This window comes from Brevundimonas sp. (genome assembly GCF_029945885.1).
Taxonomy (GTDB): domain Bacteria; phylum Pseudomonadota; class Alphaproteobacteria; order Caulobacterales; family Caulobacteraceae; genus Brevundimonas.
On record NZ_JAQSDK010000003.1, the window covers coordinates 17,120 to 30,563 of the forward strand.

12 protein-coding genes, 1 tRNA gene and 1 other RNA gene are annotated in these 13,444 nt (G+C 69.0%); 13 read left to right on the plus strand and 1 reads right to left on the minus strand.

Translation table 11 applies throughout. The annotated features are described in order from the left end of the window. Positions 1–430: 430 nt before the first annotated feature. Positions 431–1,003, plus strand: a complete 573-nt coding sequence (locus PSV00_RS02320) for a CPBP family intramembrane metalloprotease (protein ID WP_300444449.1) — start codon at positions 431–433, stop codon at positions 1,001–1,003. Here PSV00_RS02320 and PSV00_RS02325 read toward each other — a convergent pair. Further along, positions 963–1,035: transfer RNA gene (locus PSV00_RS02325), tRNA-Ile, on the minus strand. The two genes, PSV00_RS02320 and PSV00_RS02325, sit on opposite strands and share 41 nt — an antisense overlap. A 202-nt stretch (positions 1,036–1,237) precedes the next feature. On the opposite strand from PSV00_RS02325, the gene PSV00_RS02330 reads away from it, so the two are divergent. The 12 genes from PSV00_RS02330 (at position 1,238) to mraY (ending at position 13,443) form a co-directional block, all read left to right on the plus strand. After that, positions 1,238–1,987 carry an SIMPL domain-containing protein gene (locus tag PSV00_RS02330; RefSeq protein WP_300444342.1) on the plus strand — a complete coding sequence of 250 codons (750 nt, stop codon included), beginning with the start codon at positions 1,238–1,240 and terminating at the stop codon, positions 1,985–1,987. A 136-nt stretch (positions 1,988–2,123) separates the two neighbouring features. Then, entirely contained in the window at positions 2,124–3,905 is a 1,782-nt protein-coding gene (gene sppA, locus PSV00_RS02335; RefSeq protein ID WP_300444345.1) for a signal peptide peptidase SppA, read from the plus strand. 141 nt (positions 3,906–4,046) lie between these two features. Beyond that, positions 4,047–4,367 carry a hypothetical protein gene (locus tag PSV00_RS02340; protein ID WP_300444348.1) on the plus strand — a complete coding sequence of 107 codons (321 nt, stop codon included), beginning with the start codon at positions 4,047–4,049 and terminating at the stop codon, positions 4,365–4,367. Positions 4,368–4,376: 9 nt separating this feature from the next. Beyond that, the gene (locus tag PSV00_RS02345; RefSeq protein WP_300444350.1) at positions 4,377–5,141 is read left to right on the plus strand and encodes an N-acetylmuramoyl-L-alanine amidase; all 765 of its coding nucleotides are present in this window, start codon (positions 4,377–4,379) and stop codon (positions 5,139–5,141) included. Positions 5,142–5,178: 37 nt separating this feature from the next. Further along, an RNA gene (rnpB, locus tag PSV00_RS02350) (RNase P RNA component class A) lies at positions 5,179–5,571 on the plus strand. Between the two features lie 289 nt (positions 5,572–5,860). Then, the gene (locus PSV00_RS02355) at positions 5,861–6,331 is read left to right on the plus strand and encodes a division/cell wall cluster transcriptional repressor MraZ (RefSeq protein WP_300444353.1); all 471 of its coding nucleotides are present in this window, start codon (positions 5,861–5,863) and stop codon (positions 6,329–6,331) included. Continuing rightward, positions 6,328–7,281: a 16S rRNA (cytosine(1402)-N(4))-methyltransferase RsmH gene (rsmH, locus tag PSV00_RS02360; protein ID WP_300444356.1), complete on the plus strand. Its 954-nt coding sequence runs from the start codon at positions 6,328–6,330 to the stop codon at positions 7,279–7,281. Before PSV00_RS02355 ends, rsmH begins: the two co-directional genes overlap by 4 nt. Continuing rightward, a complete protein-coding gene (locus tag PSV00_RS02365; RefSeq protein ID WP_300444360.1) occupies positions 7,278–7,712 on the plus strand; it encodes a cell division protein in 435 nt (144 codons plus the stop codon). Before rsmH ends, PSV00_RS02365 begins: the two co-directional genes overlap by 4 nt. A 47-nt stretch (positions 7,713–7,759) precedes the next feature. Continuing rightward, positions 7,760–9,454, plus strand: a complete 1,695-nt coding sequence (locus PSV00_RS02370) for a penicillin-binding protein 2 (protein WP_300444451.1) — start codon at positions 7,760–7,762, stop codon at positions 9,452–9,454. Further along, positions 9,451–10,905: a UDP-N-acetylmuramoyl-L-alanyl-D-glutamate--2,6-diaminopimelate ligase gene (locus PSV00_RS02375; protein WP_300444363.1), complete on the plus strand. Its 1,455-nt coding sequence runs from the start codon at positions 9,451–9,453 to the stop codon at positions 10,903–10,905. The genes PSV00_RS02370 and PSV00_RS02375 overlap by 4 nt, the downstream gene beginning before the upstream one ends. Further along, positions 10,898–12,334 (plus strand): UDP-N-acetylmuramoyl-tripeptide--D-alanyl-D-alanine ligase, encoded by a 1,437-nt coding sequence (gene murF / locus PSV00_RS02380; protein ID WP_300444366.1) that lies wholly within the window; start codon positions 10,898–10,900, stop codon positions 12,332–12,334. The genes PSV00_RS02375 and murF overlap by 8 nt, the downstream gene beginning before the upstream one ends. Further along, positions 12,334–13,443, plus strand: coding sequence for a phospho-N-acetylmuramoyl-pentapeptide-transferase (gene mraY, locus PSV00_RS02385; RefSeq protein ID WP_300444367.1), 1,110 nt, complete (start codon positions 12,334–12,336; stop codon positions 13,441–13,443). The genes murF and mraY overlap by 1 nt, the downstream gene beginning before the upstream one ends. Position 13,444: the final 1 nt, after the last annotated feature.

Sequence of the window (13,444 nt, forward strand, 5' to 3'; positions counted from 1 at the left end):
CCCCGGCTTGTGTTGAACCCGGCCCGGGTCCAGCCTTGACCTTCGGCGGATCGAGCGGTCTCCCGGAACGGAGCCGACCATGAATTTCGCGAACCGGACCATCCCGCTGGCCTTGGGCGAACGTCGTGTCCTGCATCCGGGACCGCTGCGCTGGCTGCGGGCCCTCGGCTGGATGGTGCTGCTGTTCGTGGTGGTGGCGGTGCCCGCCTATTCGGCGATCGGTGCCCTGACGGCCGTGCTGCCCGAGGGGGCGGTCACCAGCCTGATCGCCAATGCCTCCGGGGCGGTCATCAGCCTGGTTCTGTACGCTCTGCTGGTCTGGGGCGGGGAGGCCCGCCGCCCCACGGAACTGGGCCTGCGGGCCGCGCCGGTCGAGCTGATCACCGGCCTGGTCATCGGTGCCGCCATGTTCGCGACGGTCATGGGTCTGATGGCGGTGTTCGGCCTGTATGATTTCGTCTGGAAGGGTGCGGCCACGATCTGGGAGCTCCTGGGTTTCACCATCCAGTCCGGTGTCGTCGAGGAGGTCCTGACCCGCGCCATCATCCTGAGACTGGTGTGGCGGGCGTTCGGGCCATGGGCGGCCTTTGCGGTTTCCGCGGCCCTGTTCGGGGCCCTGCATCTGTCCAATCCCAACGCCACCCCGTTCGCGGCCCTGTGTATCGCCGTCGAGGCGGGGATCATGCTGGGAGCCTTCTACGCCCTGACCGGTCGCATCTGGGTGTCGATCGGTGTCCATGCGGCATGGAATTTCACCCAGGGCTATCTGTTCGGGGCCGCCGTCTCCGGCACAGATTTCGGACCGTCCCTGGCGACCAGCACCGCACGGGGTGGCTTCCACCCCTGGCTGACCGGCGGGGCCTTCGGCCCTGAGGCCTCGGTGCCGGGCCTCCTCGTCGGCACGCTTGTCGGGGTCGGGGTGCTGTGGCTGGCGTGGAAGGCCGGCCGCTTCACGCGGCCGGTAGGCCCGGAGGGACTCGAACCCCCAACCAGACCGTTATGAGCGGTCGGCTCTAACCATTGAGCTACGGGCCCGCCGAGGGCGGTGATCTCGCCTAGCAGGCGGTCGCTCCGCTTGCCAAGGGTCATGGTGATGCGGCCGGTGCCGGATATTTCAGGCGATGAATGGAACCTGCCACCGGGGCCGGGGCGTTGTTCAGGGACCAACCGCCAAGGTTCCGCCACGACCCGACGACATCGTCCGGGTCCCGTTGCCTGTTTACCGGAGACCGAACCCATGATCCGATCCGTCCGAACCCTTTCCCTGGGGGCCGTTCTCCTGGCCGCCAGTGCCCTGACCGCGCCCGCCGCCTTCGCCCAGGAGGCCCCGATGGCCGGCATGCATATGATGCAGGCCCCGCCGTCGCTGAACCTGTCCGCCTATGGCGAGGTAAGGATGGCCCCGGACATGGCCACGATCAGCTTCGGTGTCGTCACCGAGGCCCCGACCGCCGCCGCGGCCATGCGGCAGAACGCGTCGCGGATGACCGAGGTCATGGCCGCCCTGCGCCGGGCGGGGATCGCCGAGCGCGATGTCCAGACCTCGGGTCTGAACCTGTCGGCCCAGTATGACTATGTCCAGAACCAGCCGCCCAAACTGCGTGGCTACCAGGCCAGCAACCGGGTTACGGTGACCATCAACGACCTGTCGAAGGTCGGCACGACCGCGGACGCCGTGGTGGCCGCCGGCGTGAACCAGATCGACGGTATCGGCTTCGGTCTTCAGGATTCCAGTGCCGCCGAGGACCGGGCCCGCCAGCTGGCAGTGCGCGCGCTGCAGGCCAGGGCGGCACTCTATTCGCAGGCCCTCGGTGTGCCGCTGGGCGGGATTCGCTCGCTGACGGAGTCGGGCGGTTACAGCCCGCGGCCGCCGTCACCCATGTATGCCCGCGCCGAAATGTCGATGGACGCCGCCGCGACGCCGGTCGCTGCCGGGGAGCTGACGGTGCGGATCGACATCAGCGGGGTCTACGACCTGGCCCGATGAGGTCGCCGGGCCCGCCGTTATCGGCGGGCCCGGTTCGTTCGCCTCCTACAAGACGTTCATTTGACGCGAACGCCTGCCCCACTATGGTCGCGTCAGGCCGCTTTCTGGCCCGCCCCGTCAGGACTTGCCGACCTTCATGAAACAGTTTTTCCTGACCGTGCTGGGTGTTTTCCTCGGCCTGATCCTGTTTGTCGTCGTGGTGCCGATCGTGCTGATCACGGCGGCGGTATCCTCGGCCTCCTCGGCCCCGGTGACCGCGTCCAACACGGTCCTGGAGCTGGACCTGCGCGACGGCCTGTCGGACCAGGATCCGATCAATCCGTTCGCCGCCTTCGGCGGCTCGGGCCTGTCCGTCATGCAGGTCGTCGACACCCTGGCCCAGGCCGGGGAGGACCGGCATGTGAAGGCCCTTCTGATCCGCCTGCCCGAAGCGGGCATGACCCCCGCCGCCGCGGATGAGGTGCGTCAGGCCGTGCGACGCTTCCGCGCTACGGGCAAGGTCGTGATCGCCCACAGCCAGGGCTTCCAGCCGGTCGGCACCACCATTTCCAGCTATATGGTCGGGGCTTCGGCCTCTGAACTGTGGATGCAGAACACCGCCAGCTTCCAGCTGACGGGCTTTTCCGCCGACCAGATCTTCCTCGGTCGCGCATTCGACAAATATGGCGTCAACGCCCAGTTCGAACAGCGCTACGAGTACAAGAACGCCGTCAACGAATACACCCAGAGCGACTTCACCCCGGCCCATCGCGAGGCGATGACGGCGTGGATGACCTCGATCTACACCAGCGCCATCGCCAATGCGGCCAGTGACCGCAAGGTCACGCCGGCCGCCCTGCGGGCGACGATCGAGGGCGGCCCCTGGTCGGCGGCCCAGGCCCTGCAGCACAAGCTGGTCGACAAGATCGGCCAGGTCGAGGAGGCCGAGGCCGAGATCAGACGTCGGGCCGGGCGCAATGCGGTTCTGGTCGAGTTCGCGGACTATGCCTCGGCGCATGGCCAGCGCGACGGCTCGGGCCGCAACGCGATCGCCATCGTCGGCGGCGAGGGGGCCATCCTGACCGGCACGGGCAGCGGCGGCGGTTTCGGCGGCGGCTCGTCGATCCGCTCCGACGATCTGGCCGGGGCCCTCTATGAAGCGATCGAGGACAAGGACGTGAAGGCCATCGTCTTCCGGGTGTCCTCGCCCGGCGGCTCGCCGGAGGCCTCGGAGCAGATTCTCGCGGCGGTCCGTGCGGCCAGGGCGGCCGGCAAGCCGGTGGTCGTCTCCATGGGGGCCTATGCGGCCTCGGGTGGCTACTGGATCAGTTCGGAAGCCGATTACATCGTGGCCCAGCCCTCGACCCTGACCGGCTCGATCGGCGTGTTCGGCGGAAAATTCGTGCTGGCCAATGCGCTCGGCCGATTCGGCGTCGATATCCGCGACCTGTCGGTCGGCGGAGACTATGCCGACGCCTTCTCGCCGGCCCGGCCCTTCACCGCCTCGCAGCGGGCAGCCTACTCGTCCTCGATCGACCGGACCTATGAAGAGTTCATCGCCCGGGTCGCCGAGGGGCGTCACCTGACTCCGGCCCGGGTCCGCGAAATCGCCCGCGGCCGCGTCTGGACCGGACGGCAGGCCAAGGAACTGGGCCTGGTCGATGAACTGGGCGGGCTGCATGAGGCCATCGTCCAGGCCCGTCGCCTTGCCGAAATCCCGGCCGATGAATCGGTTCGCTTCAAACATTATCCGACGCCGGAATCGCCGTGGGAGGCCCTGTCCAGTGCGTTTGGCGTCTCGAGCGAGGCGGCGCGGGTGCTGGTCGGGATCGGTGGCGTCATGGCGGATCCGCAGGCCCGGGTCGTGCTGCAGCGGATCGAGGCCGACCGTATGCGCAGCAGCGGGGCCTCGGTCCTGGCCGAGCAGCCCCTGCACTGAGACCATCGGGATTCGACCGGGCACGGCGGGTCGGCGTGGGGATGCACACTCGCCTGTGACCGTGCCTTCCATTGACCCGGAGGCCATATCGACCGACATTGCGCCTCCGACGCTCCCCGGGGTGTTTCAAAAGGCCGTTCGATGATCGAGACCGATCGCTTCATCCCCTCGGGGGCTGCATCCCGTCGGCGGGCCCCGGGCCTGCTGGCCCCTGTGGTGTGGCTGTGCGGTCTGATCGCCACCCTGGCGGCCATGACGGTCGGAGCGATTCTGGCGGTGTTCACGGCCGTGGCCGTGGCCGTGATCGCGGTCTTCGGGACGATCCTGATCTTCCTCGCCGGCCTGGCCATTCGCGCCCGCCGCCGTTTCGGCGGCCGCAGCCGTCGCAGCGATGATGTGATCGAGGCCCGCAAGGTCGACGGGGAATGGGTCGCCTACGGCTGGGAACGCCAGGGCCGATAAGCCCGCGCCATGCTCGAGATTACCGACGCGCCGTCCCCCAATTTTGACAGCCGACGCGCCCCGCCGGACCTGTTGGTCCTGCACTACACCGGTATGCAGACCGCCGAAGGGGCCGTGGCCCGCCTGCGCGATCCGTCGGCCGCAGTCTCGGCCCACTATGTCGTTGAGGAGGGCGGCCGGATTCTGAGGCTGGTGCCCGAGGAGCGCCGGGCCTGGCACGCCGGCAAGGGCGAATGGCAGGGCGAGACCGACTGCAATGCCGCCTCGATCGGTATCGAGATCGTCAATCCCGGCCATGAGTTCGGCTACCGCCCCTTTCCCGACATCCAGATTGCCGCCGTGACCGCCCTGGTCGCCGACGTCCGCTCGCGCTGGACCATCCCCGACGCCCGTATCATCGCCCATTCGGACCTGGCCCCCGCGCGCAAGCAGGACCCGGGCGAGCTGTTCCCGTGGAAGGCCCTGGCCGCCGCCGGCCACGGCCTGTGGTTCGAACCGGCCCCCGAGCGGATATCCGCCCTGGGTCCGGCCCTGGCGATCGGGGATGAGGGGCTGGGCGTCATCGTCATGCGGGCCGGCCTGCACCGGCTCGGCTACGGCCTGACCCCCGGCGGCAGCTATGATGACGATACCCGGCTGACCGTCGAGGCCTTCCAGCGTCACTGGCGGCCCGCCCGCGTCGACGGCGTCGCGGACGGCGAGACGCGGGCGACCCTGATGGGCGTGCTTCAGTTGGCGACGGTCGAGAGTCCGACGGGCGTGCTCGACAGCTGATTGACCTGCGGGGGTGAAACGCCCATCTGTCCCCTCGTCAGACGGCCGGGCGGTCGCGGCGGGAGCTTGCTCCTGTCGAGGAAAGTCCGGGCTCCACGGTGAAAAGGCGGCGGGTAATGCCCGCCCGGGGTGACCCGAGGGATAGCGCCACAGAAAGCAAACCTCCGGACCTGCGGGACCGGTAAGGGTGAAAGGGTGGGGTAAGAGCCCACCGCGTCTCTGGTAACAGCGACGGCATGGCAAGCCCCGCCTGGAGCAAGACCGAATAGGGATGTCGCGCGGTTTCGGCCGCAGGGTTCACCGCCCGAGGCATCCGGGTAGGTCGCGAGAACCGTCCGGCAACGGGCGGTCCAGAGGAATGATCGTCACCCGACGTCCGGCTTCGGCCGGGCCAAGGGGACAGAACCCGGCTTACAGGCCGTCTGACATTTTCCCTTCGCATCGACTGGGGCCGAGGCCGGGCCGTTAACACACCGCTCTCCCGACGGGGGCATTCTCTGTCCACAGGGTGTTTATACTTGGTGTGTTCTGTGTATGTTCCCAATTTCTGCGCACGATGCTGTCTGCCGTGACCGAACTTGGTTAAAAAGCGTCAACTAATCCCATTGAGGCCCATCTGATCCCATGCTATCCCAATGGCATGATTTGGGGCTGAGCGACGTCGCATAGGGCACGTCACGGATTTCAGGGGCGGACCTAAGGGTCCGATAGGGCAGGGCGTGTTTCTCTCGACCTTCGAGAAGCAGCTGGACGGCAAGCGCCGTCTCTTGATCCCCCAGGAATTCCGCACGGCCGAAAACGGCGCGGAACACGGCGTCTTCTGCTTCCCTTCCATTGAAGCCGACTGCCTCGAGGCCGGTGGTGACCGGCTGTTCGCCGAATACCGGGGCGTGATCGAGAGCCTGCCGTTCGGCGACCCGTACCGCTCGGCCCTGGAGGCCGCGATCTACGGCGAGCAGAAGGCCCTGGCCTATGACTCCGGCGGCCGTATCACCCTGCCGGAATCCCTGTGCGCCGAGGCCGAGCTGTCCGAGGCGGTCGTTCTCTACGGGGTCGGCGACCGGTTCCAGATCTGGGCCCGCGACAAATGGGAAGCGCACCGGGCCGAACAACGTCGCGCGGCGCGCGACGGCCTGGCCCAGTTCGGCGAAATGCGGCGTCAGGCGATCAAGCCGGGCGGTGCCGGATGAGCGCGCCGCACGCCCCCGTCCTGATCGACCAGGTCATTGCCGCCCTGGCTCCGGTGCCCGGCGATGTGATCATCGACGCCACCTTCGGGGCCGGCGGTTATACGCGGGCCATCCTGGCCACCGGGGCCGAGGTGATCGCCCTCGATCGTGATCCGACGGTCCAGCCCTATGCCGAGGCGGTCGCCAACGACTATCCGGGCCAGTTCACCCTGGTGCGCACCCCCTTTTCGGGCCTGGCTGCCGCCTTCGCCGACAGTGGTCGCGACCGGCTCGACGGGGTGGTCTTCGATATCGGTGTCTCGTCGATGCAGCTGGACCAGGCCGAGCGCGGCTTCTCCTTCATGCGTGACGGGCCGCTGGACATGCGGATGGGCGATGAGGGCGAGACGGCCGCCGACATCGTCAACACCTGGGATCACGGGCCGATGGCCCATATCTTCAAACTGTACGGCGACGAGCGTCAGTCGGGCCGGGTCGCCACCGCCATCCTGCGCCGCCGCGTCGAACAGCCGTTCGAACGCACGCTGGATCTCGCCGCCGTGGTCGAAAAGGCGCTGGGCGGTCGTCGCGGCGCGCCGATCCATCCGGCCACCCGTGTGTTCCAGGCCCTGCGTATCGCCGTCAATGACGAGCTGGGCGAGTTGCGGGCCGGGCTCGAGGCGGCCGAGGCCTGCCTGTCCCCCGGCGGCCGTCTGGTGGTGGTGACCTTCCATTCGCTGGAGGACCGGATCGTCAAGGCCTTCCTGACCGAGCGGACCGGCAATGCCCCCGGCGGCTCGCGGCACGCCCCGGTGGCGATCGAGACCCGCAAGCCCAGCTTCACCCTGCAGTTCAAGGGCGCGCACGAGGCCGACCAGTACGAGCTGGACGCCAACCCCCGGGCCCGTTCGGCCAAGCTGCGCGCCGCCGTCCGGACTGATGCCGCCCCGTGGGGAGGGATTGCCGCATGACGATGTGGACCGCCCCCCGCAACGGCCTGCAGCGTCTGTTTGACTGGAAGGTCCAGGGCGTTCGCTGGGTCGAGATCATCGGCGTGCTGCTGGTCGCGATCATGATTTTCTCGGTCTATGTGGCCAAGGCTGGCGCGGCCCGTGAGGGCGTGCGCATCAGCGAGCTGGAGCGGCAGATCGACGACAACGGCGAGCGGGTGCGGCTGTTGCGGGCCGAGGTCGCCCGGCTGGAGCAGCCCGGCCGGCTCGAGGCCCTGTCGCGCAGCGCCGGTCTGGCTCCGGTCGACGTTCATCGCCGCAAGGACGAGGGGGCCCTGGCCGCGATCGCGCCGATCCCCGAGCCCCGCCCCGTCATCGTCGCGCCGACGACGGCCGCGTCTGTCGAGGCCGCCGCCGCCGAAGCCCCTGAGGGCCCGGAGGACGGTCGATGAGCGTCCACGACCATCATTCCGCCTATGACCGTCCCGCGCCCGGCCTGATGCCGGGTCGGCGCGTGTCGCCGACCTGGCGCTGGTTCGCCGAGGGTATCTGGTGGGTCGAACATGCCTTCGGTCGCGCCCGGGCCCATGCCCGGCCCGAGGAGGATGCCCGCGTCCGGATCTTCCTGATCCTGGGCGTGTTCGCCCTGGTGTTCGCGGGACTGGCCGTGGGGGCGACCCATGCGGCCCTGATGTCGCCGCGCGGCGGCGGCGGCTATGCCACCAATCCCAATGCCCTGGTGCGGGGCGATCTGGTCGATCGCAACGGTGCCCTGCTGGCCACCAATATCGTCCACTACGCCTTCTATATCGATCCGGCCGAGGTCTGGGACCGCGAGGCGGCGGCGGTCCAGATCAAGCGGGCCCTCCCGGCCGTGTCGTCGGCGCGCCTGCGTCGGGTGCTGAACGGGGACCGCCGGCTGATCGTCATGCCCGGCCTGACCCCGGCCGAGCGCCGACGGCTCCACGCCCTGGCGCTGGGCGGCCTGTCATTCGAGCCCGAGGACCGGCGCGTCTATCCGCTGGGCACCTCGGCCACTCACGTCATCGGCGACGCCGACACCGGCGGGCGGGGAATTTCGGGGGCCGAACTGGCCTTCAATGACGAGATCCGCGAGGCCGGCGCGCGCGGCGTGCCCTTCGCCCTGTCGATCGACCTGCGGGTCCAGGGCGTGCTGGAGAATGAACTGGCCGCCGCCGCCGAGGCCAACGGGGCCAAGGGCGCGGTCGGCATCATCACCGATGTCCAGACCGGCGAGGTCCTCGGCCTGGCCAGCTGGCCGACCAGCGACCGGCTCGATCGCGTGACCTCGGCCCATTACGAAATGGGGTCGGTGTTCAAGACCTTCACCGTGGCCGCCGGTCTCGATACAGGCCAGGCCGACATCAACACCCGGTTCGACGCCTCGGAAGCCTTCATGGTCGGCAACCGCAAGATCACCGACTTCCACGCCCAGAATCGCGTGATGACGCTGGAGGAGGTCTATCTCCACTCCTCCAACATTGGCACCTCGCGGCTGGCGATCGAGATGGGCGGCTCGGTCATGCGGGACTATTTCACCCGCTTCGGCCTGATGGACGCGGCCCCGATCGAGCTGAAAGAGTCGGCCCGGCCGCGGCGTCCGCGTCGCTGGGATGACTCGACCCTGGCGTCACTCTCCTTCGGCTACGGCATCATGATCACCCCGGCCCAGATGGCGGCGGCCATGGGGGCCCTGACCAATGGCGGTCGCTTCATTCCCCTGACCCTGCGCAAGGGTGACGGCACCCCGGTGCGCGGTCGCCAGGTGGTCTCGCCCGAGACCTCGCGCACCCTGCTCGACCTGCTGCGTCTGAACGTCGTGCGCGGCTCGGGCGGCTTCGCCGAGGCCCCGGGCCTTCGGGTCGGCGGCAAGACCGGCTCGGCCAACAAACTGGTCGGCGGCCACTATGACCCGACCCATGCGGTCGGCACCTTCGCCGCCGTCTTCCCCGCCGACGGCCCGGTCGACGCACGCCGCTATTCGATCCTGATCCTGATGGACGAACCCTCTGCCTGGCCGCGGACCGGGGGCTATGTCGCCGCCCCCGCCGTGGGCCGTATCGCCGACCGTATCGCGCCCTTCCTCGGCGTCCAGCGGCGCGCCGACGCCTGGCGCACGGCGCTCGGCGAGCGGGTCGCCGTTCCGGCCGCGACGGACGGGGTCGTGCGATGAGCGGCCTGCGCCTGTCCGATCTGCTGCGACGCGACCTCGCCTCCGATCCCGTGATCACCGGCGTCACCGCCGACAGCCGTCAGGTCGCCCCGGGATCCCTGTTCGTGGCCCTGCCTGGAACGGTCGCTGACGGTCGCGCCTTCATTCCCCAGGCCCTGTCGCGCGGCGCGGCGGCGGTTCTGGCTCCCCAGGACACGCCCGACGGTTCGGCCCCGGTCCTCGTCACCTCGGGCGACGTACGGCGCGCCTATGCCATCGCCGCGCGCAGCTTCTACGGGAGCCAGCCCGCCGTCTGCGTCGCCGTCACCGGCACCAACGGCAAGACCTCGGTCGCCACCTTCTGCCGCCAGATCTGGGCGGCGCTGGACATCAAGGCCGCCAGTATGGGCACCCTCGGAGTGGTGACCCAGTCCGGTCAGGTCTGCGAGTCCCTGACGCCGCCGGGGCTGACCAGTCCCGACGCCGCTGACGCTGCCCGGCTGCTGGCCCGTCTCGCGGGCCAGGGCGTCACCCATCTGGCGCTGGAGGCCTCGTCGCACGGCATCGACCAGCGCAGGCTCGACGGGGTGACGCTGAAGGCCGCGGCCTTCACCAACCTGTCCCAGGATCATCTCGACTATCACGGCACGATGGAGGGCTATCGCGCCGCCAAGATGCGGCTGTTCGAGACCCTGTTGCCGCGCGGCCGCACCGCCGTGCTGAACGCCGACTCCGACACCTATTCCAGCTTCGCCTCGGCCAGCATCATGTCGGGGCTGGGCCTGCTGGGCGTCGGCCAGCGCGGGCGCGACCTGACCCTGGTCGAGCGCCGTCCGACCGCCGAGGGTCAGCGACTGACCATCGATGTCCGGGGTGAACTGCACGACGTGCTGCTGCCGTTGGCCGGGGCCTTCCAGGCCTCGAACGCCCTGGTCGCGGCGGGCCTGTGCATCGCCGCCGGCGAGTCGCCCGATCGGGTCCTTGCCGCCCTGTCGACCCTGCAGGGCGCGGAAGGTCGGCTGCAGCGTATCCCCGGCGCGACCCGGGGCGAGGTCTATGTCGACTATGCCCACACGCCGGACGGGCTCGAGACGGTTCTCACCGCCCTGCGGCCCCATGCCCGCGGTCGGCTGATCGTGGTGTTCGGGGCCGGCGGCGATCGTGACCGGGCCAAACGGCCGCTGATGGGCGAGATCGCCGGGCGTCTGGCCGATGTGGCCATCGTCACCGACGACAATCCCCGGTCCGAGGATCCCGCCGCCATCCGCAAGGCGGTCCGGGCCGGCTGTCCCGACGCGCAGGAGATCGGCGACCGCGCCGCCGCCATCGCCGAGGCCGTGGCCATGATGCGTGACGGGGATGTGGTGGTCATCGCCGGAAAAGGGCATGAACAGGGTCAGATCGTTGGCGGGATGACTCATCCGTTCGACGACGCCACCGTCGCGACCGAGGCCCTCCGCGTTCATGCCTGACTCCCAACCGCCCCTCTGGACCGCCCCCGACATCGCCCTGGCCACCGGTGGCCGGATCGAAGGCGGGGCCTTTCAGGCCAACGGCATCACCTATAATAGCCGCGAGATCGTGCCGGGCGACCTGTTCATCGCCCTGCGCGGCGCGCGTGACGGTCATGAATTCGCCGCCTCGGCCTTCGCCGCCGGTGCGGCCGGGGCCCTGGTTGAACATCCGGTCGACGGCGGTCCCTGTATCGTCGTGCCCGACACCCTGCGCGCGCTTGAGGCCCTGGGGGCGGCCGCCCGCGACCGGGCTCCGCAGGTCCGGCGCGGGGCCGTGACCGGCTCGGTCGGCAAGACCAGCGTGACCCAGGCGATCAAGGCCGGGCTCGACCTGGCCGGTCCGGCCCATGCCTCGATCAAGAGCTACAACAACCATATCGGCGTGCCCCTGACCCTGGCCCGGATGCCGGCCTCGGTCGAGCGGGCCGTGTTCGAGATCGGCATGAACGCGCCCGGCGAGATCGGTCCGTTGAGCCGGATGGTCCAGCCCCACGCCGCCTGTGTGACCACGGTCGGCCCGGTCCATATCGAGGGGTTCAGCGACGGCGAGACCGGCGTCGCCCGCGAGAAATCAGCCATCTTCGAAGGCCTCGGCCCCGGCGGCATGGCGGTGATCAACGGCGACAATCCGTGGCAGCCGATGCTGCACCAGGCGGCCCTGCATGCGGGGGCCCGGATCGCGACCTTCGGCTCCGAACCCGGCCATGACGCGCGGCTGATTGATTTCCGGCCCGGTCCCGACGGCGCGCGGGTCTCGGCCGAGGTGCGCGGCCGTACCCATCATTTCAACCTGCGCCAGTCGGGCTTCCACTGGGGGCTGAACAGCCTGGCCGTGATCCTGATGCTGGAGGCACTGGACGTGCCGATCGAGACGGCCCTGGCCGCCCTGTCGGACTTCGAACCCCTGGTCGGCCGTGGCCAGATCCGCAGCGTCAACGTCACGGGCGGGGCCTTCACCCTGATCGACGAGAGCTACAACGCCAATCCGCTGTCGATGCGGGCCGGTTTCCTCAGCCTCGGGGCGCGGGCCGTCGCCTCGGGCGGGCGGCGGGTCATCGTCCTGTCGGACATGCTGGAACTGGGCGACCAGTCGCGCGCCCTGCACGAGGGTCTGGCCGAGGTGATCGAGGCCGCCGCCATCGATGTGGTCCACGCCGCCGGGCCGCAGATGCGCCATCTGTACGAGGCCGTGGCCCCTGAACGCCGTGGCCTGTGGTTCGCCACCGCCGCCGAACTCGCCGAACATGCCGATGATCTGGTGAACCCCCGTGACGTGGTCATGGTCAAGGGCTCCAACGGATCGAAAGCCTCCCTGGTCGCCGCCGCCCTGGCCGACCTCGAACGCCGTCACGACGCCCGGTTTAACGACGCAATAGGGAGCGTCTGATGTTCTACCTGCTCTACCTCTACTACGCGGATATCGCTCAGGATTATCCGCTGCTGAATCTGGTTCAGTACCAGACGGTGCGGGTCGCCCTGGCCATGGCCACGGCCATGATCGTCGCGGTGGCCATGGGCAGTCGGTTCATCGCCTGGATGCGGGCCAAACAGGGCAAGGGCCAGCCGATCCGTGCCGACGGTCCCGTCAGTCACCTGTCCAAGGTCGGCACCCCGACCATGGGCGGGCTGATGATCCTGGCCGGGATCGCCGTCGCCGTCTTTCTGTGGGGCGACCTGACCAATCCCTATATCTGGATCGTGTCGCTGGTGACGGCGGCCTTCGGGGTGTTGGGCTTCATCGACGACTATGCCAAGGTCACCAAACAGACTTCGGCCGGCCTGTCCTCGAAACAGAAGCTGCTGGCCCAGACCGCCATCGCCGTGGTCGCCGGGGTTCTGACCGTGCTGTGGATGACGGCCTCGCCGACCACGCCCAATCTGGAAACCTCGATCGCCTTCCCCTTCTTCAAGGCGGTGCTGCTGAACATCGGCTGGTTCTATGTGGTGTTCGCCGCCTTCACGATCGTCGGCTTCTCCAATGCGGTGAACCTGACCGACGGTCTCGACGGCCTGGCCATCGTGCCGGTGATGATGGCCGCGGCCGCCTTCGGCATGATCACCTATCTGGTCGGCAATTTCATCTTCTCGGAATATCTGCAGATCCACCACGTGCCCGGCGCGGGTGAGCTGGCGGTGTTCTGCGCGGCGATCATCGGCGGGGGCACGGGCTTCCTCTGGTACAATGCGCCCCCGGCCAAGATCTTCATGGGCGACACCGGATCGCTGGCCCTGGGCGGCGCGCTGGGCGCGATCGCCGTGGCCACCAAGCATGAGCTGGTGCTGGGCATCGTCGGCGGCCTGTTCGTGATCGAGGCCGCCTCGGTCATGATCCAGGTCGCCTATTTCAAGGCCACGAAGAAGCGCATCTTCCTGATGGCCCCGATCCACCACCATTTCGAAAAACTGGGCTGGCCGGAATCGACGGTGGTGATCCGCTTCTGGATCGTTTCGGCCATGCTGGCCCTGGCCGGTCTGGCCACGCTGAAGCTGCGATAGC

Excerpts from the sequence above, each read along its gene's own strand:
- PSV00_RS02320 (WP_300444449.1), top strand. The coding sequence starts at position 431 with ATGGCGGTGTTCGGCCTGTATGATTTCGTCTGGAAGGGTGCGGCCACG.
- PSV00_RS02330 (WP_300444342.1), top strand. The coding sequence starts at position 1,238 with ATGATCCGATCCGTCCGAACCCTTTCCCTGGGGGCCGTTCTCCTGGCC.
- sppA (WP_300444345.1), top strand. The coding sequence starts at position 2,124 with ATGAAACAGTTTTTCCTGACCGTGCTGGGTGTTTTCCTCGGCCTGATC.
- PSV00_RS02340 (WP_300444348.1), top strand. The coding sequence starts at position 4,047 with ATGATCGAGACCGATCGCTTCATCCCCTCGGGGGCTGCATCCCGTCGG.
- PSV00_RS02345 (WP_300444350.1), top strand. The coding sequence starts at position 4,377 with ATGCTCGAGATTACCGACGCGCCGTCCCCCAATTTTGACAGCCGACGC.
- rsmH (WP_300444356.1), top strand. The coding sequence starts at position 6,328 with ATGAGCGCGCCGCACGCCCCCGTCCTGATCGACCAGGTCATTGCCGCC.
- PSV00_RS02365 (WP_300444360.1), top strand. The coding sequence starts at position 7,278 with ATGACGATGTGGACCGCCCCCCGCAACGGCCTGCAGCGTCTGTTTGAC.
- PSV00_RS02370 (WP_300444451.1), top strand. The coding sequence starts at position 7,760 with ATGCCGGGTCGGCGCGTGTCGCCGACCTGGCGCTGGTTCGCCGAGGGT.
- PSV00_RS02375 (WP_300444363.1), top strand. The coding sequence starts at position 9,451 with ATGAGCGGCCTGCGCCTGTCCGATCTGCTGCGACGCGACCTCGCCTCC.
- murF (WP_300444366.1), top strand. The coding sequence starts at position 10,898 with ATGCCTGACTCCCAACCGCCCCTCTGGACCGCCCCCGACATCGCCCTG.
- mraY (WP_300444367.1), top strand. The coding sequence starts at position 12,334 with ATGTTCTACCTGCTCTACCTCTACTACGCGGATATCGCTCAGGATTAT.